The 26,000-nt window shown below is 63.3% G+C and carries 16 protein-coding genes; 10 read left to right on the forward strand and 6 right to left on the reverse strand.

Translation table 11 applies throughout. The features are described 5' to 3' along the window. Positions 1-3: 3 nt before the first annotated feature. The 4 genes from Q8L50_RS08755 to glnE all read right to left on the reverse strand — a co-directional run bounded on the left by Q8L50_RS08755 (position 4) and on the right by glnE (position 6,305). Positions 4-1,185 carry an efflux RND transporter periplasmic adaptor subunit gene (locus tag Q8L50_RS08755; protein ID WP_305348281.1) on the reverse strand — a complete coding sequence of 394 codons (1,182 nt, stop codon included), beginning with the start codon at positions 1,183-1,185 and terminating at the stop codon, positions 4-6. Between the two features lie 44 nt (positions 1,186-1,229). Next, complete coding sequence (locus Q8L50_RS08760; protein WP_305348282.1) at positions 1,230-2,693, reverse strand: efflux transporter outer membrane subunit; 1,464 nt, start codon at positions 2,691-2,693, stop codon at positions 1,230-1,232. Beyond that, positions 2,690-3,403 (reverse strand): CerR family C-terminal domain-containing protein, encoded by a 714-nt coding sequence (locus Q8L50_RS08765; RefSeq protein WP_305348283.1) that lies wholly within the window; start codon positions 3,401-3,403, stop codon positions 2,690-2,692. Before Q8L50_RS08765 ends, Q8L50_RS08760 begins: the two co-directional genes overlap by 4 nt. 115 nt (positions 3,404-3,518) lie before the next feature. Then, positions 3,519-6,305: a bifunctional [glutamate--ammonia ligase]-adenylyl-L-tyrosine phosphorylase/[glutamate--ammonia-ligase] adenylyltransferase gene (glnE, locus tag Q8L50_RS08770; RefSeq protein WP_305348315.1), complete on the reverse strand. Its 2,787-nt coding sequence runs from the start codon at positions 6,303-6,305 to the stop codon at positions 3,519-3,521. Positions 6,306-6,370: 65 nt separating this feature from the next. Here glnE and Q8L50_RS08775 point away from each other — a divergent pair, with 65 nt between their 5' ends. From Q8L50_RS08775 to Q8L50_RS08790, 4 genes are read left to right on the forward strand one after another with little or no spacing between them, the layout of a single operon-like run. Then, positions 6,371-10,591 (forward strand): YhdP family protein, encoded by a 4,221-nt coding sequence (locus Q8L50_RS08775; RefSeq protein ID WP_370869769.1) that lies wholly within the window; start codon positions 6,371-6,373, stop codon positions 10,589-10,591. 8 nt (positions 10,592-10,599) lie between these two features. Beyond that, complete coding sequence (locus Q8L50_RS08780) at positions 10,600-11,406, forward strand: carbon-nitrogen hydrolase family protein (protein WP_305348284.1); 807 nt, start codon at positions 10,600-10,602, stop codon at positions 11,404-11,406. 35 nt (positions 11,407-11,441) lie between these two features. Beyond that, a complete protein-coding gene (locus Q8L50_RS08785; protein WP_305348285.1) occupies positions 11,442-13,487 on the forward strand; it encodes a nitrogen regulation protein NR(II) in 2,046 nt (681 codons plus the stop codon). Then, positions 13,487-14,113 carry a response regulator transcription factor gene (locus tag Q8L50_RS08790; protein WP_305348286.1) on the forward strand — a complete coding sequence of 209 codons (627 nt, stop codon included), beginning with the start codon at positions 13,487-13,489 and terminating at the stop codon, positions 14,111-14,113. The genes Q8L50_RS08785 and Q8L50_RS08790 overlap by 1 nt, the downstream gene beginning before the upstream one ends. A 2-nt stretch (positions 14,114-14,115) precedes the next feature. Here Q8L50_RS08790 and Q8L50_RS08795 read toward each other — a convergent pair whose 3' ends face one another. Continuing rightward, the gene (locus Q8L50_RS08795; protein WP_305348287.1) at positions 14,116-14,274 is read right to left on the reverse strand and encodes a hypothetical protein; all 159 of its coding nucleotides are present in this window, start codon (positions 14,272-14,274) and stop codon (positions 14,116-14,118) included. Here Q8L50_RS08795 and Q8L50_RS08800 point away from each other — a divergent pair. Further along, the gene (locus tag Q8L50_RS08800) at positions 14,273-15,439 is read left to right on the forward strand and encodes a murein transglycosylase A (RefSeq protein WP_370869770.1); all 1,167 of its coding nucleotides are present in this window, start codon (positions 14,273-14,275) and stop codon (positions 15,437-15,439) included. The genes Q8L50_RS08795 and Q8L50_RS08800 overlap by 2 nt on opposite strands. A gap of 145 nt (positions 15,440-15,584) precedes the next feature. Here Q8L50_RS08800 and Q8L50_RS08805 read toward each other — a convergent pair whose 3' ends face one another. Beyond that, positions 15,585-16,070, reverse strand: a complete 486-nt coding sequence (locus Q8L50_RS08805; protein WP_305348289.1) for an Lrp/AsnC family transcriptional regulator — start codon at positions 16,068-16,070, stop codon at positions 15,585-15,587. A 177-nt stretch (positions 16,071-16,247) separates the two neighbouring features. On the opposite strand from Q8L50_RS08805, the gene Q8L50_RS08810 reads away from it, so the two are divergent. From Q8L50_RS08810 to Q8L50_RS08830, 5 genes are all read left to right on the forward strand, one after another. Beyond that, a complete protein-coding gene (locus Q8L50_RS08810; RefSeq protein ID WP_305348290.1) occupies positions 16,248-19,829 on the forward strand; it encodes an indolepyruvate ferredoxin oxidoreductase family protein in 3,582 nt (1,193 codons plus the stop codon). A gap of 208 nt (positions 19,830-20,037) precedes the next feature. Beyond that, complete coding sequence (yajC, locus tag Q8L50_RS08815) at positions 20,038-20,370, forward strand: preprotein translocase subunit YajC (RefSeq protein ID WP_305348291.1); 333 nt, start codon at positions 20,038-20,040, stop codon at positions 20,368-20,370. A gap of 84 nt (positions 20,371-20,454) precedes the next feature. Continuing rightward, positions 20,455-22,365 (forward strand): protein translocase subunit SecD, encoded by a 1,911-nt coding sequence (gene secD / locus Q8L50_RS08820; RefSeq protein ID WP_305348292.1) that lies wholly within the window; start codon positions 20,455-20,457, stop codon positions 22,363-22,365. A gap of 18 nt (positions 22,366-22,383) precedes the next feature. After that, positions 22,384-23,337 (forward strand): protein translocase subunit SecF, encoded by a 954-nt coding sequence (secF, locus tag Q8L50_RS08825; RefSeq protein WP_305348293.1) that lies wholly within the window; start codon positions 22,384-22,386, stop codon positions 23,335-23,337. Between the two features lie 27 nt (positions 23,338-23,364). Then, a complete protein-coding gene (locus Q8L50_RS08830) occupies positions 23,365-25,926 on the forward strand; it encodes a DUF1631 family protein (RefSeq protein WP_305348294.1) in 2,562 nt (853 codons plus the stop codon). The last annotated feature ends 74 nt before the right edge of the window (positions 25,927-26,000 follow it).

Raw genomic sequence — 26,000 nt, forward strand, 5'->3', positions numbered from 1 at the left:
TATTTATTTAGTAGCTGCTTGCGCAGGACTGATAGGGGCTGGTCCCGGATTTGCCTCTGTAGATGTCGCAGTGGCCGCAACGGCTGGCGCCAGCTGCACGGTGTCGCCATCCGCCAGAAAGGCTGCGCCAACCGCCACATAACGTTCGCCCGGTTTGGCGCCCTGAACAATCTCCACCGCGTCACCCAGACGGCGGCCTGTTTGCAGTTTCACCTGCACCACCTTGTTGCCGGGCTCAATCCGCATGGCGTAGGTAAAGCCGTCACGCAGCACCAGCGCCTGCTGCGGCAGTGTCAGCGCATTGATGGAGCCCAGCGCAAACTCGCCCTGCGCATACATGCCGGCCTTGACCCCCGTATTGCGTGGAAGATCGACATAGACCAGTGCGTTGCGCGTCAGCGGATCCACTGTAGGGGCCACCATGCGCACGCTGCCCCGGACTTTTTCGCCGCTGGCGGCGGTCACCAGCACGGTGGCGCCTGGCTTGATGCGGGTGATTTCACTGCTGGTGACTTCGGCGCGCCACTCCAGCCGGCCGCCGCGGATCAGCCGAAACAGCTCGGTCCCGCTGCCGACCACCGCGCCCACCGTGGCACTGCGCGAGGAGATTACGCCACTGTCGGGCGCGACTACCCGCGTGTTGTTGCCGCGCAGTTGCTGCGCATCAAGCACCGCCTGCGCGGCGGCCACGCGGGCCTGGGCGGTCTGCTCGGCGGTGGTGTACTGGTTGATCTGCTGTGTGCTCAAGGCGCCGGAGTTTTGCAGGGTGCGGGCGCGCGCCGCGTTGCTGGCGGCGTCGAGGGCGGTGGCCTGCGCCTCGACCAGGCTGGCTCTGGCCTGCGCCACATCGGCCAACACGCGGTCGCCGGAGAAGCGCGCCAGCAGCTGCCCGGCCTTGACCGTGTCACCGACATTGACCAGCACCTGCGTCAGGCGCAATCCGTTGGACTCGGAGCCAATCACCGCCTCTTGCCAGGGGGTGATGTTGCCATTGGCATTGAGTGTGACCGGCAGGCTGGTCTGGGTCGGTTGCGCCACTGCCACCGTCAGCGCCGGTTTGGGGGCTGCGCTGGTGGCCGGGGTTTTGTCGCCGTTTCCCATTGAAATGACGCCTATGGCCACGGCCACAGCTGCGGCAACGGCGATCAAAACGAGGACGATGGGTTTGGGCTTGCTGGTGGTCATGATGGTGGTGTGGTCAGTCAGATCTGGTCAAGGGCTGGCGTGTTTCAGGGGCGGGCGGCTGTGGCTGACGCGGGGCCGCTGTCTGCGGCGCTCCAGCCGCCACCCGTGGCCCGGTAAAGCGCTACCCAGGCGTTGGCGCGTTCGCGCTGCAGCGACAGCAGCCCGGTTTCTGCGGCCAGCAGGGTGCGGCGTGCGTCCTCGAGTTCAAACAGGCTGCCCAGACCGCTTTTGTAGCGCGCTTCGGTGCCGGTGAAGGCCGCGCGGTAACCTTCGGCGGCCAGGCGCGCATCCTCACTGCGCGCTTCGGTGCTTTGCAGGTTGACCAGCGCTTCCTCGACCTCGCGCACGGCCTGGCGCACGCGGGCGCGGTACAGCGCCGCTGCTTCTTCATAACGTGCCACGGCGGCGTCCACATGGGCGGCGCGGCGGTCGCCGTCAAACAGCGGCAGCGTCAAGGCCAGCGGGCCAATCGACCAGGTGTCCAGCGTGCTGCTGACGCCGCCGCTGCGCACCCGCGTGTTGCCTATCGAGCCGCTCAGGCTCAGGCGCGGGTAACGTTCGGCCTGCGCGCTGCCGACCTCGGCACTGGCAGCGGCTACCTCGCGTGCGGCGTTGAACACGTCGGGGCGTTGCGCCAGCGTATCGGCAGGCAAAGACGCTATATAAATCATAGCTACTTGCGCAGGTGGGGCATGGGCTAGAGCCACTTTTTGCCTTATATCCGGCTCGGCCAGGCCGGTCAGGGCGACCAGCGCCTTGATATCGAGCTCGCACAGCGCGCGTTGTTGCGTGGCGCGGCTGCTGGCTTCTGCGGCGCTGGCGCGTGCCAGCGCATCGGTGGCCGGTGCGGTGAAACCGGCGCCGGTGCTCAGGCCCGACAGGCGGGCGGTCTCGCCGCGCGAGGTGGCGTCGGCCGCAGTGACGGCTTCCAGCTGGCGGCAGGTGCGCAGGCTCTGGTACTGGGTGGCCACCTCGGCAGCGACTGAAACACGCGCGTCATGCCATAAGGCCTGGGCGCCGGCCAGGCGTTCGCTGGCGGCATCGCGGCCCGCCAGCTTGCCGCCGAACAGGTCGATTTCCCAGCTGGCCTGCAGGCCCGCCTGGCTGCTGGTGCTGATGGGCACAGGTCCCGGTCCGAAGCTTTGTTGCGAACGGCCCCGGCTGACGCTGGCCGAGGCATCGAGCGCGGGCAGCAGGGCGGCGCCAGCTGCCACCCGGGTGGCGCGCGCCTGCTCAATGCGCGCGCGCGCGCTGGCCACCGTCGGGCTGACTGCCTGCGCCGCTGCGATCAACTCCACCAGCAGCGGGTCGCCCTGCTGCTGCCACCAGCGCGTCAGGTCGGTCAGCGTCCCCTTGTGCGGCAGCCCTTCCACCGGCTGTGGCGCGGGCAAGGGCGCAAACCACTGGGACGGGCTTGTGGCAGTCACCCATGCGGGTGGCGTTTGCAGTGCACAGGCTGGCAGCAGCAGCGGCAGCGCGGCGCAGGCTATGAGTCGTACAGCTTTCATGGCTTGGTCTTTTTCAAATTGGCAAGAGACTCCCGCCGGTTGCGCTCCACCGCCACCATGGCCTCGGCAAAGTCCACCAGCCGGCTGGTCCACAAATCGATGGCTTTAGGCGTGGCGATCAGCTGAGGCCGCACCGCGTCAATCACTTCATGGCTGACAAACATCTGCATGGCCAGCCCGGTGATTGAAAAAGCCAGCCGCTGCACATCGTCGTCCGCTTTGGTGACACCCAGATGGCGGCACAACACCTCGACCAGCGCGGCATGGGCGGGTTTGATGCTGCTTTCAATCTGCCCGGCCCACAGGCCGGTTGGCTCCAGCATTTCGCGAAAATGCAGCCGGGTGAACTGCTGCGCCAGGTCGCCCTGTTTGAGCGGCTGCACAAAGCCTCCCAGAAAACCCGCCAGCGCTTCGCGCAGACTCAGGTGAAGCGGCTGGTAGCGCGAAATGTCGTCACACGGCTGGCCCAGTGACTCGTTGAAGACGGCGCGATAAAGCCCGGCCTTGTCGCCAAAGTAGTAGCTGATGGCCGCGATGTTGGCCCCGGCTGCCAGGGCTATTTCACGGGTGGAAGTCTTGGCAAACCCTTTTTCGGAAAACAGGCGCAGGGCGGTGCGAAGCAGTTGGCCCCTGGCTTCGACGCCGTCGGAGCGCTGCTTGCGCAGGTCGCCGGGCGCAGGGGGGATGGGCAAAGAGGGGGTGGCGGGCATGCGCCGCATTAGAGCACATAAATCAAACGATTGATTTAATTAAAACAAGTGTTTCAAAAAGCCGGATGCATCACCGGGTGCGCCACAGCGCTGCTACCGGTCAGGGTTCGCGGGCTCAGGCGCCGAACACTGCACGCCACAGGGCCAGGATGGCGTCGCGCTCGGGCTGTAACGCTGGCAGCGTGACCTGCGTCGGTTCCTCGTTCAGACGCGCCTGGTGCTGTACCCGCCGCAGCTCGCGGTAAGCGGCGGCGGCGGCCTGGCCCATGCCTGCGGGCAGCAAACCGGCCGCTTCGGCGTGTTGCAGCAGGGCGATGTTGCCAACGTTGGCGGCCAGCCCTGCGTGGTTGCGCGCTTGCGACAGCACGAGAAATTGAACCGCAAATTCGGCGTCCACCATGCCACCCGGGCTGTGCTTGACGTCAAACTTTCCAGCTGACTTTTCCCCTTTGACGGGGTGGGCAGCACGCACTTTTTCGCGCATGGCGCCGATTTCCTGGCGCAGGGCGGGGATGTCGCGCGTTGCGCTGATCACGGCCAGGCGGACTGCGTCGAAACGCGCACGAAGCGACGGGTTTCCCTGGACAAAACGCGCGCGGGTGATGGCCTGGTGTTCCCAGGTCCAGGCGGTGTTGCTGCCGCGCTGTTGCTGGTAGTTGGCATAGGCTTCAAAACGCGTGACCAGAAGCCCGGAGTTTCCGTTGGGCCGCAGGGCGGTGTCGATTTCGAACAGGTCCCCCTCGGCGGTTTTGATGGTCAGCCAGTTGATCAGCTTGCGCACGAAGCCGGCATACACTTCGGGCGCGCGCTCGTCCTCGTCTTCATAAACAAACACAATGTCCAGGTCGCTGCCGTAGCCGAGCTCCTTGCCGCCCAGCTTGCCGTACGCAATGATGGCAAACAGCGGGATTTCGCGATGCCGGTTTTTCAGGTGCTGCCAGCACCAGTCTGTGGTCACGGCAAGCACCGCTTCGGCCAGGGCGCTGAGGTCGTCGGCGACCTGTTCGACCGTCAGCGCACCTTCAACATCGCGGGCCAGCGTGCGGAACACTTCGGCATGGTGCGCGCGGCGCAACAGGTTCAGGCAGCTTTCCTCGTCGTCTTCGCCGGTGCGGCGCAGTGCGGCCAGGCGTTGCTGCAACTCTTCCATGAAGGCGCGGGCATCAAAACGTTCATGCAGCATCGCATCGCTGGCCAGCTCATCGATGACGCCGGGGTGCTGCAACAGGTAACGCGCCGGCCATCGGGCTGCGCCCAGCAGCCGCAGCAGGCGTTCATGCACAGCCGGGCGCTCGATCAGCAGCGCAAGGTAACTTTCGCGGCGCAGCAGCGGCTCGATCCAGTCCACCACACGCAGCGCCGCTTCTTCGCCCACCTTGCCTTCCAGCAGCCACTGCGCAGTGCGTTGCACCAGCTGGGTCAGCCGGGCGCGGGCTTCGTCGCGCAGGCCAAGCACGCGCGGGTGCTCACGCCAGAGCTCGATGCGGGCGCGAAACCCCTCGGGCCAGCGGTCAGACAGTTTTTCAAGCAGTTCGTCAATCTCCTGCGGAGCGGTGACCGCACCTTTGCCGCAGCCCTTGCAATCGGACTTTTTCCCCAGCAGGGTGTCAAACTCCTGGGCTACCAGTTCGCGGTGCGTGTCAAGCTCGCCCAGAAACGGGCAGCAACTGCTGTACCCCATGGTTTGCGCCACCCAGGCAAGGTCGTCGTCGCGCGTCGGCAGCACATGGGTTTGCTGGTCGTCCAGGTACTGGATGCGGTGTTCGACGTGGCGCAGGAAAACGTAGGCGCGGGCCAAGGCGTGGGCAGTGTCCTGTGCCATCAGGCCGGCGCTGGCGATACGCTGCAGTGCCGCCAGCGTGGAGCGGGTGCGCAGCTCCGGAAATTGCCCGCCGCGCACCACCTGCAGCAATTGCACGGTGAACTCAATTTCGCGAATGCCGCCGCGCGACATTTTCACGTCGTTGGCCCGCTCGGGGTGGCCTGCCGCACGTTTCGCCGCGTGTTCGCGGATCTGCCGCTGCAACACACGCAGCGCATCGAAAACGCCATAGTCCAGGTAACGCCGGAACACAAAGGGCAGGACCGAAGCGCGCAAGTCCTGGGCCGAGCCGCTGTCAATACACTCGCGCGGCGCCACCACCCGGCTTTTGAGCCAGGCAAAACGTTCCCACTCGCGGCCTTGCACCTGAAAATAGTCCTCCAGCGCACCCAGCGAGACCGCCGCCGGCCCGGAGTTGCCATTTGGACGCAGCGCAAGGTCGACCCGGAAGACAAAACCGTGTTCGGTGGTTTCGCCGATCAGGTTGTAGATGGCCTTGACCTGTTGGGCGAAGTATTCATGGTTTGAAATCGCGCCCCGCCCATCGCTGCGGCCACAGGTCTGGCCGTCCTGGTCATAAACGTAAATCAGGTCAATGTCGCTGGATACATTGAGTTCCCTGGCACCCAGTTTGCCCATGCCGATGACCCACAGCTGCGCGCGCTGGCCCGGCAAGGCTGGCGGCTCGCAAGCCTGCGGCGCCCCGTGCAGGGCATCCAGCGACTTGCGGGATTCGTGCACCGCGATGTCCAGCGACAGCTCTGCCAGATCGGTCATGGCGCAGGTGATCATGCGCAGTGCGGTGTTTGCGTCGGACGCAGCCGGTGTTGTGGCCGCTTGTGTTGGCGGACCGCAATCGAGCTCGACCAGGCGCTCCAGCACCAGCTGGCGCAGCACACGCAGCGCGGCGCCGGTGTCCAGCCCTTGCGCCTGCAACGCGGCGAAACACGTCTGCATGGAGGAGCGCACAGGCGCACCGGTCGGCAAAAGCGCAAGCTCTGCGGCATAGCGCCGGCGTATCCGCCGGACAAAGCGCGAATAATCGGGGGAAGCCGGTGCAGCGCCCACGGCAGGAAGCACATTAGTTAACAAAAACTTCCCTGTGTTGCGTTGAACGGACGAAGGCGCCGACAGTCATAATTCTCATGCCAATGGATCAATCGATACTGCCCCTGCCTGCGCCTGCCTCCCCACGCCTCAAAATTGCCGCGCTGGCTGCGCGCTGGCTGCTGGGTCTGGTGCTTGCATTCTGGCTGCTGTTTGGTCTGGCCTGGGGCCTGCTCCACGGCTGGATTGTGCCGCGAATCAGCGAGTTTCGCCCGCGCCTGGAAACTCTGGCCAGTCAGGCGCTGGGGGTACCAGTGCGTATTGGCGCGATTGCGGCCCGCTCCGGCGGCCTGATTCCTTCCTTTGAACTCAGCGATGTGATCCTGCTGGATGGCCAGGGACGTGAAGCCTTGCGCCTGCCGCGTCTGCTGGCGGCGGTGTCTCCGTCTTCCTTGTGGAGTCTTGGCTTTGAGCAGCTTTACATCGACCGGCCCGAGCTCGATATCCGGCGCACGCTGGACGGGAAAATTCTTGTCGCCGGACTGGATGTATCGCAGGTGCACAGCGACGGCCACAGTGCTTTTGCCGACTGGTTCTTCTCGCAAACCGAGTTTGTCATTCGAGGCGGCGCGCTGCGCTGGACCGACGATTTTCGCCAGATGCCGCCACTGGCCCTGACCGGCGTGGACTTCACGATGCGTAATCCGGGGCGCCGCCATCTGCTGCGTCTGGACGCCACACCGCCGGCGAGCTGGGGGGAACGTTTCAGCCTGCGCGGGGTATTTCGTGAGCCTTTGTGGTCCGGCAGCGCGGGGGACTGGAAAAGCTGGGCCGGGCAGCTGTATGCCGAGTTCGCGCAGGTAGACCTGCTGGAGGTTCAGCGCCACGCCAGCCTGCAACACCTGGGCATTCGCCTGGCGAGCGGCAACGGCGCGCTGCGCGCATGGGCAGATGTGAAAGGTGGACTGGTCACGGGTGGCACGGCGGACGTGGCGCTACACCAGGTGGATGCGCAACTGGGCAAGGCCCTGCAGCCGCTGGCGCTGCAGGCGCTGAGCGGGCGTCTGGCCGGGCGGCAGTTTGCCAACGGCTTTGATGTGGCGACAGAAGGCCTGCAATTTCGCACGCGCGACGGGCTGCACTGGCCAGGCGGCAATGCTTCTTTGGTGTATGTCGGTGCAGAAGGAAAATTGCCGGCGCGGGGGGAGATCAAGGCCGACAAGCTGGACCTGGCGGCGCTCGCGCTGATCGCTGATCGTCTGCCACTGGGGGGCGCGGCACATGCCATCATTGCCGGGGTTGCGCCCAAAGGAATGGTGGAAGTGGTCGATGCGAGGTGGCAAGGCGCGCTGGACGCACCCTCGGCGTATGCCGCCAGGGGCCGCGTGTCGCAGCTTGAAGTGGCGTCGCAATCGGCCAGTCCCGCTCACCGCGACCGACCCGGCCTGCGCGGCGCCACGCTGGACTTTGACTTCACCCAGCAGGGCGGTCAGGCCAAGGTGAAGATCGCCAACGGGGAGATTGCCTTGCCCGGCATTTTTGAAGACCCCCGCCTGCTGCTGGACCAATTCTCGGCAGATGCGCAGTGGAAGCTGGCTGGCCCCAAAATCGATTTGCAGCTACGCAACATGGTCTTTGCCAATGCAGACGCGCAGGGCAACGCACAGGCCAGCTGGCGCACCGCCGATCCGGGGCCCGCGGCTGGCAGCGGGGCCGCCGCTGGAGCGCGTGATACACGTTTTCCTGGTGTTCTGGACTTGCAGGGCACGCTGAGCCGCGGCGATGGCAGCAGGGTGCACCGCTACCTGCCGCTGATCCTGCCAGACCGGGTTCGGCATTACGTGCGTGATGCGGTGACGCAGGGCTCGCTCAGCGACGTGAAGTTCAAGCTCAAGGGAAACCTGCTTGACATGCCGTTTTCCGATCCATCCAAAGGCGAGTTTCGGGTATCCGCGAAAGTGAGCAAGGTCGGTTTTACCTATGTGCCCAAGCTGGTGCAGCCGCGCGAAAGCAATGCCTGGCCAGCGCTGGCGGAACTTGACGGCGAGCTGGTGTTTGACCGCGCGTCGTTACAGGTCAATGGGGCCAGCGGCCGGGTGGCCGGGTTTCCGGGGCTGCGCCTGACCAAGGCAGACGCGCGCGTACCGGACTTGATGCATGGCGCCACCGTGCAGGTCGGCGCGGACATCAAGGGCTCCCTCGGGGAGGCGCTGGGTTTTGTCAACTCATCGCCGCTGGCTGGCCTGACGGGTCAGGCGCTGGCCAAAGCAGTGGCCAACGGCGTGGCCGACTACAAGCTGCAACTGACCTTGCCCTTGGGCGACATGGACAAAACGCGGGTCCAGGGGGCGGTCACTTTGTCCGGCAACGACGTGCAATTTACGCCGGACACGCCGCAGCTTTCGCGGCTCAAAGGCGTGGTGAACTTCACCGAGAACGGTTTTGCGATTGCCGGCGGTCAGGCGCGCATGCTGGGCGGCGATGTCCGGCTGGAGGGCGGCATGCGCCCGCTTGCGCAGGGGCCGGCACGCGCAGCCTCAGGCGTCGTGGAGTTTCCCGATGCCAGTGTCGTCATACGGGCACAGGGCACCCTCACTGGAGAAGGTTTGCGCCAGGCCAAAGAATTGGGCATGCTCTCCCGGCTGGGCACGTACGCCAACGGCTCGGCGGCTTACACGGCCACGTTGGGCTTTCGCCGAGGCGCGACCGAGCTGAGTCTGGCCAGCAACCTGCAAGGCATGGCCCTGAGCCTGCCAGCCCCGCTGACCAAAAGCGCAGACACTGTGTTGCCGGTGCGTTTTGACAACATCGCGGTACGCGAGACCGTGGCGGGCGCCTCCCCCACCCAGGACCAGTTGTCGCTGACGGTGGGCCGCCTCGCGTCTGTGGCCTATGTGCGCGATATCACCGGGCCCGAGCCCCGGGTCCTGCGGGGCAGCATGGCCATTGGCCTGGAAGCGGGAGAAACTGCGCCCATGCCGGCCGTCGGCGTGGCTGCCAACATCAACCTGGCGACGGTCGATATCGACGCCTGGGAAAAAGTGCTCGACAGCAGCAGCGCAGCGCCACCCGTGGCGACCACGGCTGTGCGCCCGGGCCAGGCCAGCGCGCTGCTCAGCTATTTACCCACCATCATGGCCATCCGCGCGCGCGAGCTGCTGGTCGGAGGGCGCAAGCTGAACAGCGTGGTGGTTGGCGGATCGCGCGATGGCCTGAACTGGCGCGCAAACATTGATGCCGCTGAGCTCAATGGCTACCTTGAGTTTGGCCAGCCCGCTGGCGCGAGTGCGGGGCGGGTCTATGCACGCCTGTCCCGCCTCAGCCTGGGGCAGAGCAGTGCCAACGAAGTGGAGGCCATTCTCAACGAACAACCGGCCAATATCCCGGCGCTGGACATTGTGGTCGAGGATGTCGAGTTGCGCGGCAAAAAACTCGGCCGGGTGGAGATCGAGGCCATCAACCGCAATGCCGCCACCGTGGCGCGTGACGGCGGCGTGCGCGAATGGCGGCTCAACAAGCTCAACGTCATCGTGCCGGAGGCCACCTTGACCGCGACAGGGAACTGGGTGGCGGTGAATGCGCAACAGGGGCCAGTGGCTGGCGGCGCCAGAGGGCAGGCCGAGCGCAGGCGCACGGTGATGAACTTCAAGCTGGACATTGCCGATTCGGGCGAACTTCTCAAGCGTTTTGGCATGAGCGATGTCATCCGGCGCGGCAAAGGCAAGCTTGAAGGCCAGATTGCCTGGATAGGTTCGCCCTTGAGTCTGGATTACCCCAGCCTGAATGGCCAGTTCAACGTCAATGTGGCCTCGGGCCAGTTTCTCAAGGCCGACCCGGGTATTGCCAAGCTACTCGGCGTGCTCAGCCTGCAGGCCCTGCCAAGGCGCCTCACGCTTGACTTTCGGGACGTGTTTTCGGAAGGGTTTTCTTTTGATTTTGTGCGCGGCGATGTCAACATCACGCAGGGGCTGGCCTTCACCAACAACCTGCAGATGAAGGGTGTCAATGCGGCGGTGCTGATGGAAGGCACGGCCGACATCGCCAAAGAAACGCAGGACCTCAAAGTGGTGGTGGTGCCAGAGATCAATGCCGGCACGGCTTCGCTGATTGCCACCGTCATCAATCCGGCCATCGGCCTGGGTACTTTCCTGGCGCAGTACTTTTTGCGCCAGCCGCTGACGCAGGCGGCGACCCAGGAGTTTCACATTGACGGCACCTGGACCAACCCTAAAATCACCAAGGTGGACCGCAGGGCGCTTCCAGCGGCCCCTGGCACCCCCAACAGCCCTGCCAGCAGCAGCGCAGAAGCCAGAAGATAAGGGTCAACATGCGAGTCGCCGCCGTGCAAATGATCTCGGGTACCCAGTGGCAGGCCAACCGGGATGCTGCCCGGAAGCTGCTGGAGCAGGCCAGTGCGGCGGGTGCCGAGCTGGCCGTATTGCCGGAGTATTTTTGCCAGATGGGCCACAAGGATACCGACAAGCTGGACATCGCAGAAGTGCCTGGCAACGGGCCGGTGCAGGATTTTCTGGCGCAGTGTGCGCGTCAGCTCCAGTTGTGGATTGTGGGCGGCACCGTGCCGCTGCGCGCCAGCGACGACCGCCATGTGTACAACAGCGCGCTGGTGTATGCGCCGTCAGGGCAATGTGTGGCGCGTTACGACAAGATTCACCTTTTCAGGTTTGCCAACGGCGTGGAGCACTACGACGAATCGCGCGTGATTGAAGCCGGCGCCGCGCCAGTGACGTTTGATCTGCCGTCCAGCGATGGCCAGGTGTACCGGGTCGGCCTGAGTGTCTGTTACGACCTGCGTTTCCCCGAGCTTTACCGGGGCATGAAAGCCGACCTGCTGCTGGTGCCCAGCGCCTTCACCTGGACCACCGGTCAGGCGCATTGGGAGGTTTTGCTGCGCGCGCGAGCGATAGAAAACCTGGCCTATGTGCTGGCCGCAGCGCAGGGCGGTACCCATGAGAACGGGCGCCGTACATGGGGGCAGAGCCTGGTGCTGGACCCCTGGGGCGAGGTTCTGGCACAACACGCCCAGGGGCCTGCGCTGGTGCTGGCGGATGTCGAGCGTGGACGCCTGAATGCCTGGCGCAGGCAACTGCCGGCTTTGAACCACGGGGTGTTGTGAGCCTGCACCGAATGGCGACAAGCGGTGCGCCATTTTTGGCGTCCCCCCGGCGCTGGAGCCGCCGCTGGGTGCTCTGGGGCTTGCTGGTGGCGCTGTTGCTGGGAATCCTTTCCACATTGGTCTGGCTGGCCGGGCGTTACGAGGCGGGTCTGGTGCAAAGCCTGCTGGAAGAAGACGCAACCCAGATGGCAACCGACATTCGCACTGGCCTGACACGCAACGTCCAGAGCCTGCAGGCCTTGCAGGCCGGCAGCCCGAGCCCGGAGGGCTGGCGTTTCCCGGCCGCAGAGCTGCTTCGGGAAAACCGGGAAATCGCACGAGTGGAGTGGCGTGATGCAGCTCTGGCGATCGTCTCGCTGGCTGAAACGCCTTACCGCAGTTCGGTGTTTGAGCGCCTGGGCCGGGACAGTGCGCAGACCGACATCAGTTTTGCCTGTGCCACGGCACGCCGATTCAGCGGGCCAGCCTATTCCATCAGTTATTTTCTGCCACAGTCGGACGGTCTCGGGCTGGAGGTCATGGACATGTGTCTGCCGGTGCAGGTTGGCGGGCGGTTGGCAGGTTATCTGGTGGCCACTTATTCGCTGCCGGATGTGTTATCCGAGATGGTTGGCAAGCAATTGGCCGGCGGTCGTGGCCTGGCGCTCACCGAGGCCGACGGCACGCGGCTGGCCATGTTTGGAAACCCGGCACGCGGCAGCCGCACCTACATTGCCCAGCAACTGCTGGATTTGCCCGGCAACACCATGGTGCTGCGGCTGGAGAGCCGGCTGGGCACCCCGGCCCTGTTTCCCAACCTGCTGACGGCGCTGGTCACTGCGATGACGGTGGCGCTGGCGGCGGTGCTGGCGCTGCTGGGCCGCGACATGCGGCGCCGGCTCAAAGTCGAGCATGACCTGGCCGATGCGCTGGCGTTTCGCAAGGCGATGGAAGACTCGCTGGTGACGGGTATGCGGGCGCGGGATCTGCAGGGGCGGGTGACCTATGTCAATCCGGCGTTCTGCCAGATGGTGGGGCTGGACGCCAGCGAGTTGCTCAAGCCCGCTGCACTGCCGCCCTACTGGCCGCCGGAACAGGCCACCGAATACCAACAGCGCCAGTCACGGCGGCTGGAGATAGGCGCGAACTTGCCGCGTGAGGGGTTCGAATCGGTGTTCATGCGGCGCGACGGCTCGCGCTTTCCGGTGCTGATCATTGAGGCGCCGCTGATCAACGCTGTGGGCAAGCAGACCGGCTGGATGAGCGCGATTCTCGATGTCAGCGAACAACGCCGCATCGAGGAATTGTCGCGCGCCAGTCAGGACCGATTGCAGGCCACGGCCAGGCTCGCCACCGTGGGCGAGATGGCTTCGCTGCTCAGCCATGAGCTGAACCAGCCGTTGGCCGCTATTTCGAGTTATGCCACCGGTTCGCTCAATTTGCTGCAAAGCGCTGACGCCATCGCGCAGCCGCCCGGGCACAGCGCAGACCTGCAGCTGGCCATGCGCCGCATTGCCGAGCAGGCAGAACGTGCCGGCAAGGTGATCAAAAGCGTGCATGACTTTGTGCGCCGGCGCGATCAGGTACGTGAGCCGATTGCGCCGCGCGCCTTGCTCGACGCCGTGATGCCACTGGTCAGCCTGCAGGCACGCAAGCTTGCCGTGCGGGTGCAGATGGAGATCGACGACAACTGCGAGCCGGTGCTGTGCGACAGGACCATGGTCGAGCAGGTGTTGCTGAACCTGGCGCGTAACGGCATGCAGGCGATGCAACTGATGGACAAGGCGCGGCGCGGCGAAAAACTCCTTGTTCTGCGCGTACGTCCCGCCGCCTCCAATGCAGTGAGCCGTTGGGTGGAGTTTGCGGTGATTGACCACGGAGACGGGATTCCCGAGGAGGTCGCGCGCCAGCTCTTCACGCCATTTTTTACCACCAAGGCCGAAGGCATGGGCCTGGGCCTGAGTTTGTGCCGTACGGTCATCGAGCAACACGGCGGGTTTCTCGGGTTTGAGGCGGTGCAGCCGCACGGTACGATTTTCACATTCACATTGCCGGTGTCGGTAAGGTCCACAGACCAGCCGCCTGCGGCCCAGGAGATTTGATGGAACCGATCCAGAATGCCACGGTTTATATCGTTGATGACGATGCGAGTGTGCGCGATGCACTGGCCTGGCTGCTGCGCTCGCGGCGGCTGACCAGCGAGACCTTTGACAGCGCAGAAGCCTTCGATGCGCGTATCTCCGGGGCGTTCAGGGTGGAGTCGCCGTCCTGCGCACTGCTCGATGTGCGTATGGGCGGCATGAGTGGCCTGGTGATGTTCGAGAAGTTGATAAGCTGCGGCTTGCTGCCGACCTTGCCGGTTATTTTCCTGACCGGCCATGCCGACGTGCCTACGGCGGTGGATGCGGTCAAGCGCGGCGCTTTTGATTTTTGTGAAAAGCCCTTTTCCGACAACGCGCTGGTGGATCGCATCGAGCAGGCGCTGACCCAGTCGGCTTCGGCGCTGGCCCAGCGCAGCGAGCACACCGGCCTGCAGGCGCGCCTGGACGGCCTGACCGAGCGCGAGCGCGATGTGATGAAGCTGGTGGTAGAGGGCTTGCCGAACAAGCTGGTTGCCGATCAGCTCGATATCAGCGTCCGCACGGTGGAGGTTCACCGCGCCCGGGTATTTGACAAAATGCGGGTAAAGTCGGCGGTGGAACTGGCGAACCTGCTACGTAATTTGTAGCGTTATGGAGAATCGTCTGGTTTGGCAGGCGTGAAAGATTCAGCGCCGGGCTTGGTATCCGTTTTGAGCTCGCCGTTTTTCCGGCCCGAGAACATCGTCCACCACACAATGAAAACCAGTATGAGTAAAGCCGCCAGGGCTTCAAGCAAAAGTAAAAGCATGGCCGTATTTTGCCGTGCCGCGATGTTTGTCGGTGTGCTGGGCCTGGTGTCTTGCGCCGCACCGCGTTTGCCCCCCCCGCCAGCCGGGTCAGCACCTCTACCCTCCACCGCACCGTCCACCGCGTCCACCCGGCCGGCGTCCAGCGACAGCGGGGGTTTGCCGGGCGTGCTGCTTCAGGGTAAAAGTCGCTGGGTGCCTGTGTCGTGGGCGGATTTGCCAGGCTTTGAGAGCGATAGCCTTTTTGAGGCGTGGAACGCCTGGCTCAAAAGTTGTGAGCGGCCAGGGCCGGTGTTTGCGCCTTTGTGCACCGATGTGCGCCGTTTGAGCATCGCGTCGGCCCCCGAGCAACGCGCCTGGATGGTGTCGCGCCTGCAGCCCTACCGGGTGGAGTCGTTGCAGGGTGCGGCTGAAGGCTTGCTGACCAGCTATTACGAACCCGTGCTCAAGGCCAGCCGACAGGCTGCGCCTGGCTACGCGGTACCGCTGTACCAGCCGCCAGCCGGGCTGGCCAGTCGCAAACCGTGGTTCACCCGCCAGGAGATCGACACCCTGCCCGAGGCCATGGCCGCGCTGCGTGGCCGCGAGATCGCCTGGCTGGCCGACCCGATTGACGCGATGTCGCTGCACATCCAGGGCTCGGGCCGCCTGGCGATCAGCGAGGCCGACGGTGCCCAGCGCACGGTCAGGGTGGCTTTTGCCGGCTCCAATGAGCAGCCCTTTCGCAGCATCGTGCAGTGGCTGGCCGAGCAGGGGCAGGGGCGCATTAATGCGCCGTGGACAGAATCGACCAAGGCCTGGGCTGCGCAAAATCCGCAGCGGGTGCCGCAGCTGCTCTGGAGCAATCCGCGCTACATCTTCTTTCGCGAAGAAGCGCTTAGCGACCGGGATGCTGCCTATGGACCGCGCGGTGCGCAGGGGGTGCCTCTGACGCCGGGCCGCTCGATCGCGGTGGACCGGCAGAGTATTCCTTACGGCACGCCGGTCTGGCTCGCGTCGCGCGGGCCGGCGGCCGACCTGCAGAAACTGGTGATCGCGCAGGACACGGGGAGCGCCATTGTCGGGGCCGTGCGTGCCGACTATTTTGCCGGCACCGGCTTTGATGCCGGCCTGCTGGCCAGCCGCGTGAATCAGCCGCTGCGGCTGTGGGTGTTGTGGCCCCGGTGAGGGCGCTCGGTTCGCATCGTTGCCGTCCTGTTACCGACTGGATTGCTATTAAATCAGGAGCTAACTGCGCCCACCCCATAAGGGCTGAGGCCTTAAAACGCTGCTAAAAACACGCAAAGGGCCGCTTTGGATGCAGATGGACCCATCAACTCGCTGGGTTCTTGAGATGGCCCAGTGGCAACGCACTGCTTGCCTTGACTTCCCCGAGTGAAAAACTCGTGTGCATGTCTTTCACATTGGGCAGGTTTAGCAGGCTTTTCAACGCAAAACGCGAGAAGCTGTCCAGGTCGCGCGCCACCACCTGCAGCTCAAAGGTGCCAGTGCCACTGATGTAGTGACAGGCAATGATTTCCGGCAGCTTGCGGATGGCTTCTTCCATCGCGCCGGTCGCGTCGCCGGTGTTGCGGTCAGCGTCCAGCCGCACAAAAGCCAGCACACCCAGGCCGATCTTGTGCCGGTCTATCTCGGCCCGGTAACCTTTGATGAAGCCACTTTCCTCCAGCGCCCGCACGCGCCGCCAGCAGGGCGCGGCGCTCAGGCCGACACGGGTGCTGAGTTCGGCATTGCTGAGGCGCCCATCCGTTTGCAATTCATTCAGAATGGCGATATCAAACTTGTCGAGTGTTTCCATAATTGGCTATTATGAGCAAGAATCTTTCTTTTAGACAGAGAAACAAGGCATAAAAAGCAAAGACTTATCCGGTCATCGCGCCTACACTTTGGCAATATATAGAGGCGGCTCCCTATCCGGGCGACCAGCTTCTTTTCCCGCCCACAGGGCGGTTTCAGCCCCACGACTGGAGACAAGATGAACGCCCCCCTGCCTGAACACATCCGCAAGGCCCTCGAAACGGTGACCTTGGACGACAAATACTCGCTTGATTTTGGGCAGGCGTTTATGAGCGGAGTCCAGGCCCTCGTCAAGCTGCCCATGCTGCAGCGGCAGCGCGACGCCCTGCAGGGCAAAAACACCGCCGGATTTATCAGCGGCTACCGTGGCTCGCCGCTGGGCGGTTACGACCAGGCACTGTGGAAGGCGTCCAGCTATCTGAAGGCCCAGAACATCGTGTTTCAGCCCGGTGTCAATGAGGAACTGGCCGCTACGGCACTGTGGGGCACCCAGCAATTGGGCTTTTCGCCGCCCGGTACCAACAAATTTGATGGCGTGTTCGGCATCTGGTACGGCAAGGGGCCGGGCGTGGACCGATGCTCGGACGTGTTCAAACACGCCAACATGGCAGGCACCACCCCTTGGGGCGGCGTGATTGCGGTGGCTGGCGACGACCACGTGGCCAAAAGCTCGACCGCCGCGCACCAGAGCGACCACATTTTCAAGGCATGCGGCCTGCCGGTGTTTTTTCCGGCGAATGTGCAGGAGATCCTGGACCTGGGCGTGCACGCGTTTGCCATGAGCCGCTTCTCCGGCGTCTGGGCCGGCATGAAGACCATCCAGGAGATTGTCGAGTCCAGTGCCACCGCGATGATCGATCCGGAGCGCGTACAGATCAAACTTCCGACCGATTTCCAGATGCCACCCGGCGGTGTGCACATCCGCTGGCCGGACGCCGCGCTGGAGCAGGAGGCGCGTCTGTTCGACTACAAATGGTATGCCGCGCTGGCCTATATCCGCGCCAACCGGCTCAACTACAACGTGATCGAAGGCGCGAACGACCGCTTCGGCATCATCGCCAGTGGCAAGGCCTACAACGATACGCGCCAGGCCCTGATCGATCTGGGGCTGGACGACGCCACCTGCCGCCAGCTCGGCATCCGCCTGCACAAGGTCGGCGTGGTCTGGCCGCTGGAAGCGCAAGGCACACGCGAGTTCGCGACCGGCCTGCGTGAGATCCTGGTGGTCGAGGAGAAGCGTCAGGTCATCGAATACCAGCTCAAGGAAGAGCTCTACAACTGGCGGCCAGACGTGCGCCCCAACATCTACGGCAAGTTCAACGAGGTTGAGGGTGATTTCAGCGGTGGCGAATGGTCGATGCCGAACCCGGCTGCCAACACCTTGCTGCGGGCCAATGCCGACCTCTCACCTTCACTGATCGCCAAAGCGATCGCCCAGCGGGTGCGCAAACTGGGGCTGGACAGCGACATGACGGCGCGTATTGAAGCCCAGCTGGCGATCCTGGAAGCCAAGGAGCGTTCGCTGCAGGTGCTCGAAATCAAGGCGGACCGCCAACCCTGGTTCTGCTCGGGTTGCCCGCACAACACCAGCACCAAAGTCCCCGAAGGCTCGCGCGCCATGGCCGGTATCGGCTGCCACTTCATGGCGCTGTGGATGGACCGCAGCACCTCCGGCTTCACCCAGATGGGTGGTGAGGGAGTGCCCTGGGTCGGTCAGCAGCCTTTCACCACCGACCAGCATATTTTTGCCAACCTCGGTGACGGCACCTATTTCCACAGCGGTTCGCTGGCGGTGCGCCAGGCGATTGCCGCCGGTGTCAACATCACCTACAAGATCCTCTACAACGACGCGGTAGCCATGACAGGTGGCCAGCAGGTTGGCGAGCGCCCCGAAGGCCATTCGGTGGTGCAGATTGCCCAGTCCATGCGCGCCGAAGGCGCCGTAAAAATTGTGGTGGTGACCGACGAGCCGGAGAAATACGAGGGCGTAGCGCTGGTGGACGGCGTGGCCGTGCAGCATCGTGACGAACTCGATGCCATCCAGCGGCAATTCCGCGAGATCAGGGGTACGACGGTCATTATTTACGACCAGACCTGTGCGACTGAAAAACGCCGCCGCCGCAAGCGCGGCACCATGGTGGACCCTGCGCGCCGCGTGGTCATCAACGAGTTGGTCTGCGAAGGCTGCGGCGACTGCGGCGTGCAGTCCAACTGCCTGAGCGTGGAGCCGCTGGAAACCGAATTTGGCCGCAAACGCCAGATCAACCAGTCCACCTGCAACAAGGACATGTCCTGTCTCAAGGGCTTTTGCCCGAGTTTTGTGACGGTCGAAGGCGGCCAGCTCAAGAAAAAGGCCAAAGGCAAGGCAACTTCGCCCTTTGAGATGGGCGCACTGCCCGAGCCGCGCATTCCCGCCACCGAAAGCGTCGACGGCAAGGTCTGGGGCATTGTGGTGGCTGGCGTCGGCGGCACCGGTGTCATCACCATCGGCCAGCTGCTGGGCATGGCCGGCCATATCGAGGGCAAGGGCATCGTCACGCAGGACGCCGGCGGCCTGGCGCAAAAGGGCGGTGCGACCTGGAGCCACGTGCTCATCGGTGCGACGCAGGACGACATCCGCACCACCCGCGTCGGCATGGCAGGGGCCGACCTGATCATCGGCTGCGACCCTATCGTGGCCGCCGGCAAGGAGACCGTGCTGCGCATGCGCGAGGGCCGTACCCATGTGGCGCTCAACTCCTACAGCACGCCGACCGCCGCGTTTGTGCACAACGCCAACTGGCAGAACCCGGCCGATGCCTGCGCTGCGGAAATTGTCAAGGCGGTGGGCGTGGACAGTGTCGGCGCCTTCAATGCCGACGCGGCGTCCACCAAACTGATGGGCGACAGCATCTACACCAACCCCATGATGCTGGGTTACGCCTGGCAAAAAGGCTGGATCCCGCTGGAATACGCTTCGCTGATGCGCGCCATCGAACTCAACGCGGTGGCGGTGGATAACAACAAGACGGCTTTCGAATGGGGGCGCCGCGCCGCCCACGACCCTGCGTCGGTGGAGCGCTTGCTGGGCTCCGCGCAGGTGATCGCCATGCCAGCTCCGCGCCAGGGCTTGCCGGAACTGGTGGCGCGCCGCGTGGCCTTTCTCACGGATTACCAGAACGCGGCGTATGCAAAGCGCTACGAAACTTTCGTGGGCCGGGTGCAGCAGGCCGAGGCGGCCCTGGGCAAGACGCAGCTCACCCAGGCCGTGGCCCGCTATTTGTTCAAGTTGATGGCCTACAAGGACGAGTACGAGGTCGCCCGCCTGCACACCGACCGCGGCTTCCATGAGAAGCTGGGCGCGATGTTTGAGGGAGATTTCAAGCTCAACTACCATCTCGCGCCGCCCATGATTGCCAAAACCAACGACAAGGGCGAACTGCAAAAGCAGAAATTCGGTCCGTGGATGCTTGCGGCCTTCAGGGTGCTGGCCAGGCTCAAGGGTTTGCGGGGAACCGCATTGGACCCGTTTGGCCGGACCGAAGAGCGTCGCATGGAGCGTGCGCTGATCACGCAATACCAGGCCAGCATTGAGGAGTTATTGCAAACGCTGGACGCGGACAACCACGCGGCTGCGGTTGAAGTCGCCCGCATCCCCGAACTCATCAGGGGTTACGGCCACGTCAAGGCGCGCCATGTTGAGCAGGCGCAGCAGCAATGGTCTGAGGCGCTGACGGCCTTTCGGCAGCCGGTTTCTGCCGTGCAGCAGATCGCGGCATGAGTGACGGTTCTCCAGGCGCCATTTTCGTGTAAAACCGCTTTCGGAGTGCCTGCTCACATTGGTTGCATGGGCACAGATGGCGTGCCCGGGTCGGGAGTGTGCCAGTCCGTGGAACTGGCCAGCCCGCAGAGCCAGTGCCCGCATACAATCAAAGGCTCCGTGCCCCGGAACTGATAGGGGGTGCCCATTTCTTATTGTGGAGTCTGCCGTGTTTATTTCTACTGCGTTTGCCCAAACCGCCCCTGCCGCTGCCGCTGAAGGCGGCATGATGTCTTCGCTGACCAGCATGCTTCCGCTGGTGCTGATGTTTGTCGTGTTGTACTTTGTGATGATTCGCCCACAAATGAAAAAGCAGAAAGAGCACCGCGCGATGATTGATGCGCTCGCCAAGGGCGACGAAGTGGTGACCGCTGGTGGCCTGCTGGGCAAAGTGACCAAGATGGGCGACGCCTACCTGAGCCTTGAAGTCGCCACCGGAACCGAGGTGCAGTTGCAGCGCAGTGCCATTGTCCAGGTTTTGCCCAAGGGCAGCATCAAATAAGCAGGCACACAGGCGTTTTTTGCTGACCGGCGCAGGCCGGTATTTTCTTTCTCTCCTTCCCCCTTTCCCAGGAACAGCACGCTCATGAATCGTTACCCGGCCTGGAAGTACGCGGTCATCCTTGTCGCCCTCTTGGTCGCGGCTCTTTACACCTTGCCCAATCTTTTCGGCGAGTCGCCCGCAGTGCAGGTATCCAGCGCAAAGGCAAGTGTCAAGATTGATGCTGCAACAGCCGCCCGCATTGAGCAGACGCTCAAGGACGCGAATATCAAGGCGGAGCTGGTCAGCTTCGAAGGCAGCTCGGTGAAGGCGAGATTTGGTGACACCGACACCCAGCTCAAAGCCAAGGACGCCATCGAAAAGGTGTTGATCACTGATCCGGCTGCGCCTTCGTACATTGTGGCGCTCAACTTGCTGTCGCGCTCCCCGGCCTGGTTGACGGCACTGAATGCGCGTCCCATGTACCTTGGGCTTGATTTGCGCGGCGGCGTGCATTTCATGCTTCAGGTGGACATGCAGGCGGCTCTGACCAAAAAAGCAGAGTCGCTGGCAGGTGACCTCCGTCTGGCCCTGCGCGAGAAAAACGTGAGACACAGCGGCATCAGCCGGGCTGGACAGACCATCGAGATCAGGCTGCGCGATACGGCGACGCTGGAGGCCGCCAAAGGTGTTTTCCAGGATCAGTTTCCCGACTTGCTGCCCACTGAGTCGCCAGACGGTAGCGAGTTCAGGCTGGTTGCCCGTATCAAACCCGAGGCGGCGCGCCTGGTGCAGGAGCAGGCGCTCAAGCAGAACATGGTCACGCTGCACAACCGCATCAACGAGCTGGGCGTGGCCGAGCCGGTTATTCAGCAGCAGGGACTGGACCGCATTGTGGTGCAACTGCCCGGTGTGCAGGACACCGCCAAGGCCAAAGACATTCTGGGGCGTACCGCCACACTGGAGATGCGCCTCGTTGACGAAAGCGCCGAAGGCCGCGCCGCAGAAAGCGGCGCTGGCGCGGTACCGTTTGGTTCAGAGCGCTTTCTGGAGCGCGATGGCCGGGTCGTCATCGTCAAAAAGCAGGTCATTTTGACGGGCGAAAGCCTGACTGATGCCCAGCCCGGCTTTGACTCGCAGAACCAGCAGCCCAAGGTGGACCTCACGGTGGATGCCAAGGGTGGCCGCATCATGCGCGACACCAGTCGTGAAAATGTCAAGAAACGCATGGCCATCGTCCTATTTGAAAAGGGCAAGGGCGAAGTGCTGACCGCGCCTGTGATCCAGAGTGAGCTGGGTAACCGCTTCCAGATTTCCGGATCGATGAACGTCAACGAAGCCAACGATCTGGCCTTGCTGCTGCGCGCCGGCTCGCTGGCTGCGCCCATGGAGATCGTCGAAGAGCGCACCATAGGCCCCAGCCTGGGCGCAGAAAACATTTCCAAGGGTTTCCAGAGCGTTGCTTGGGGTTTCCTGGTGATCGTGGCTTTCATGGCGGTTTACTACATGTTGTTCGGCCTGTTTTCCGGTTTGGCGCTGGCCGTCAACCTGCTGCTGCTGGTGGCGGTGCTGTCCATGCTGCAGGCGACGCTGACCCTGCCCGGCATGGCGGCCATGGCCCTGGCGTTAGGCATGGCGATTGACTCCAACGTGCTGATCAATGAGCGCGTGCGGGAAGAGCTGCGTAACGGGGCGGCGCCACAGGCGGCCATTCACACCGGGTACGAGCGCGCGTGGGCGACCATCCTGGACTCGAACATCACCACCCTGATTGCCGGTCTGGCATTGCTGGCTTTTGGTTCCGGTCCGGTGCGAGGCTTTGCTGTTGTCCACGTGATCGGCATTTTGACCAGCATGTTCTCGGCGGTGTTTTTCTCGCGTGGGCTGGTCAATCTCTGGTACGGACGGCAGAAAAAACTCAAATCGGTGTCCATCGGCACTGTGTGGCGGCCAGCTGGCGCTTCAAGCTTGCCGACCAAGTCGGTCAAGTCCGCCCCCTCGACCAACCAGACCTAACAACGAATCGGGCGCCTCATGGAATTTTTCAAAATTCATAAAGACATACCGTTCATGCGGTATGCGCTGGTGTTCAACGCGATTTCACTTAGTACCTTTGTACTCGCGGTGTTTTTCCTGTTTTCACGCGGCTTGCATCTTTCCGTGGAGTTCACGGGCGGTACGGTGATGGAGGTGGGGTATTCACAACCTGCCGATGTCGAGAAAATTCGCGGTACGGTCGCTGGCCTGGGCTTTACCGACGTTCAGGTACAGAACTTTGGTACCGCGCGTGATGTGATGATCCGTCTGCCGGCCCAAAAAGGCGTGACCACCGCGCAGCAGAGCGACAAGGTCATGGCTGCGCTCAAAGCCGGGGACCCTCAGGTGGTGCTGCGGCGTACCGAGTTTGTGGGGCCCCAGGTCGGTGAAGAGCTGGCCCAGGATGGCCTGAAGGCGCTGGCCATGGTGGTGGTCGGCATCATGATCTACCTGGCATTTCGGTTCGAATGGAAGTATGCGGTTGCAGCCATCATTGCCAACTTGCATGACATCGTGATCATCCTCGGCTTTTTTGCCTATTTCCAGTGGGAATTCTCGCTTTCGGTTCTGGCCGCAGTGCTGGCTGTGCTGGGTTACTCGGTCAATGAGTCGGTGGTGATCTTTGACCGTATCCGCGAAAACTTCCGGCGTTACCGCAAAATGGACACGGTGCAGATCATCGACAACGCGATCACGTCCACCATCAGCCGGACCATCATCACGCACGGTTCGACCCAGATCATGGTGCTGTCCATGCTGCTGTTTGGCGGTCCGACGCTGTTCTACTTTGCTTTGGCGCTGACTATTGGTATCCTGTTTGGCATTTACTCTTCGGTATTTGTAGCCGCTGCCATTGCCATGTGGCTGGGAATCAAACGGGAAGACCTGATCAAGCCCGCCGGAAAAAAGGACGAGGATCCGAGCGATCCCAACGCCGGAGCGACGGTTTAGGCAGTACTCCAACAAGACTTCATACTCGTGGCCGCCAACACCAAAAGGGACATTTTGCTTGCCAGGCAGGCGCGTGAACGATTTGTGAGTCACGCATCGAGTGTTCTGCCCGAGCTGGCCGACAGCATCAAGGAAAAGCTGTCGGGACTGATGGACCAGAGCGGCAATGCGCGCGAGATGCAGGACCGCCGCGATGCCTGGATTTCCTTTCAAAGCAACCAGACCCTCTGGGTTCAGGCTACCGCAGCTGCCTGGAAAAAAGCCTTGACTCCCACCACCACCACCTCGGTGCGGCTGTCGCTGGACAGCGGCAAGTTCGAGCTCATGGGTAACGAGGTGATGGAAAACAGGATTCTTGCCTCGCGACTGGCTCTACGCCTGCTGGACAGCGCCAGTTGGGAGCTCAACGATCTGCGCTTGCGCGTGCAAAGTCTGGAAGGCGGGTCTGAGCTTGCCAAAGAGGATATTCTTCGCCCCGAAGTGCTGTCTCAAAACCTGGTGGAACAGTGGACGCTGACGCCCTTGTCGCGAGAGTCATGGCTGGTGGTGCAGGACCTGATCCAGCAGCACCTGATGACACATCTGCTCGAAGCCTATCGTGCAGCCAACGAGTTCCTGATCAAGGAAAACGTGATGGTGGAAATCGACCGTCGCTCCCTGGTCAAACGCACACCTTCTGCGGCGCCGGCTGAGCAGGCGGCTGCCTCGCGGCCAAGCGGCGCTTCGGTGAGCGACATGGCGCCGGCGGAGGGCGGTGGTGGCGGCGGAGGGGCGCAGCAGGGCTCCGGGAGTGCCTCCTACGGTGGGGGCTCTACAGCGAGCAACTTTGGAGGTCTCGGCTACGAGTCCGATGTCGGCGTCTCATCGGTGCCTTCCGCCTCCGGGTCCAGTGGGCGGGGTGCGGGTGGCGCGTCCGGCGCAGGCGGTTCGAGTGGCAGCGGCCGGAGTTCCGCAGGCGCAGCGGGCAAAGGGGGGCGTGCCGGGCCGGCAGGGCGCGGTGCAAGGCCTTCGGATACCGCGCAGGCGAGAAGCGATATTCTCGAAGAAACCCGGATGCAAACCGGCACTTCCCCTCTGGCGCGTGCGCGAATGCGGGCGCAAGGGGTGATGGGTCACCTCAAGCGTTTGCTGTCCGATCATGCGGTGGATTTTGATCACGCCCACGACAACCAGCCATCCCCTAAATTGGCGCAGGCCATGTCCCGGGTTCAGGCCGCGCGTGTCACTGCGGGCCCTGACGATGCCGCCTACGAAGGCACAATGGTTGATGCGGCGGATCATGTGTACGGCGCGGTGGAGGTGGCGCAGGCCGCAGGCACGCTGCGCCAGCGCAGCACCGAGCTCAAGCAGGCCGCCTCCACATCCAGTGAAAAAGCCACCATCGAAATCGTGGCCCTGATGTTTCAGAGCATTCTGGCCGAAGACCGCATTCCTCCCGCTGTCCGCGTCTGGTTTGCCCGCCTGCAGATGCCGGTGCTGCGCGTTGCGATTTCCGAACCGGAATTTTTTGGTTCCCTGCAGCATCCGGCCAGGCGCCTGATCGATCGCATGGGTTCCTGTGTGCTGGGCTTTGATGCCAATGTGTCGGGCGGCGCGCTGGAGGTGGAGATCAAACGTGTGGTGCAGGTGATCGAGCAATATCCTGAGACTGGCAGGCGCGTTTTTCAGCTGGTGTACGACGAATTCCAGAAATTCCTGTCCCGCTTCCTTTCCGAGCACGGCAGCGCGGCGCGCGTGGTGGGTGTGGCCCAGCAGCTAGAGCAAAAGGAAACGATGGCTATCCAGTACACCATCGAGATGCGCAGCATGCTCAATGACATCCCGGTACGGGAGGAAATTCGCGAGTTTCTCTTCAAGATCTGGGCCGAGGTGCTGGCCATTGCCGCCATGAAAAATGGTCCCCAGCACAAAGAAACGATCACCCTCAAGCAGGCCGCGGCCGATCTGGTGTGGGCGGCGAGCGCCAAACCCAACCGCAATGACCGGGCGAAGGTGATTGCTGACTTGCCCAAGTTGCTGCACTTGCTGCGTCTCGGCATGACCATGCTGGGCATGACGCAACCGGTGCAGGACCAGCATCTGAAAATCATCAGCGACACGCTGGCCGACGCCTTCATGTCCAAGACCGATTCGATCTCGCAGGAGCGCATCCAGGAGATGGCCAACCGGCTGGCCAACCTGGAGGACTACCTTTCCGATGAAGATGTGGGCGATCTGCCGCTGGACGGCGAGAACCTCGTCATGATGATTGGCATTGATGCTTCAGACATCGAGGTGATAGCCGATGGCGGCAGTCAGCCCAGCGAAGCCATGCGCTCCTGGGCCCAGGAGCTGCAATTGGGCGCCTGGTTCAGCCTGGACCACAACGGCAAAGTCAGCCAGGTCCAGTTTGCGTGGCGCAGCGAGCGCAAGCAGTTGCACCTGTTTGCTTCTACCGACGGCCGCAATTTCCTGATCCAGGCGCGTCGCCTGGCCGCCTACCTTCAGGCCGGGCTGCTGGTGCCAACCGAAGAGGAAGCACTCACCGTGCGCGCTACCCGCGATGCGCTGGCCAAACTCGATGCAAACCCGGAGCGCCTGCTAGGCTAACCATCAGAAGCGAAGCCTCTGGCGAGCGGCGGCCTGCAAGGTGCAGAGAGCTACACGAAGTGAGCGAACGTGGG

It is taken from the genome of Polaromonas sp. (assembly GCF_030680935.1).
GTDB lineage: Bacteria > Pseudomonadota > Gammaproteobacteria > Burkholderiales > Burkholderiaceae_C > Polaromonas.

Bases quoted from the DNA above. Each gene is read 5' to 3' on its own strand.
- secD (WP_305348292.1), top strand. From the start codon at position 20,455: ATGAATCGTTACCCGGCCTGGAAGTACGCGGTCATCCTTGTCGCCCTC.
- Q8L50_RS08775 (WP_370869769.1), top strand. From the start codon at position 6,371: ATGCCAATGGATCAATCGATACTGCCCCTGCCTGCGCCTGCCTCCCCA.
- Q8L50_RS08800 (WP_370869770.1), top strand. From the start codon at position 14,273: ATGGCCGTATTTTGCCGTGCCGCGATGTTTGTCGGTGTGCTGGGCCTG.
- secF (WP_305348293.1), top strand. From the start codon at position 22,384: ATGGAATTTTTCAAAATTCATAAAGACATACCGTTCATGCGGTATGCG.
- Q8L50_RS08765 (WP_305348283.1), bottom strand. From the start codon at position 3,403: ATGCCCGCCACCCCCTCTTTGCCCATCCCCCCTGCGCCCGGCGACCTG.
- Q8L50_RS08760 (WP_305348282.1), bottom strand. From the start codon at position 2,693: ATGAAAGCTGTACGACTCATAGCCTGCGCCGCGCTGCCGCTGCTGCTG.
- Q8L50_RS08755 (WP_305348281.1), bottom strand. From the start codon at position 1,185: ATGACCACCAGCAAGCCCAAACCCATCGTCCTCGTTTTGATCGCCGTT.
- Q8L50_RS08790 (WP_305348286.1), top strand. From the start codon at position 13,487: ATGGAACCGATCCAGAATGCCACGGTTTATATCGTTGATGACGATGCG.
- Q8L50_RS08780 (WP_305348284.1), top strand. From the start codon at position 10,600: ATGCGAGTCGCCGCCGTGCAAATGATCTCGGGTACCCAGTGGCAGGCC.
- Q8L50_RS08795 (WP_305348287.1), bottom strand. From the start codon at position 14,274: ATGCTTTTACTTTTGCTTGAAGCCCTGGCGGCTTTACTCATACTGGTT.
- Q8L50_RS08805 (WP_305348289.1), bottom strand. From the start codon at position 16,070: ATGGAAACACTCGACAAGTTTGATATCGCCATTCTGAATGAATTGCAA.
- Q8L50_RS08810 (WP_305348290.1), top strand. From the start codon at position 16,248: ATGAACGCCCCCCTGCCTGAACACATCCGCAAGGCCCTCGAAACGGTG.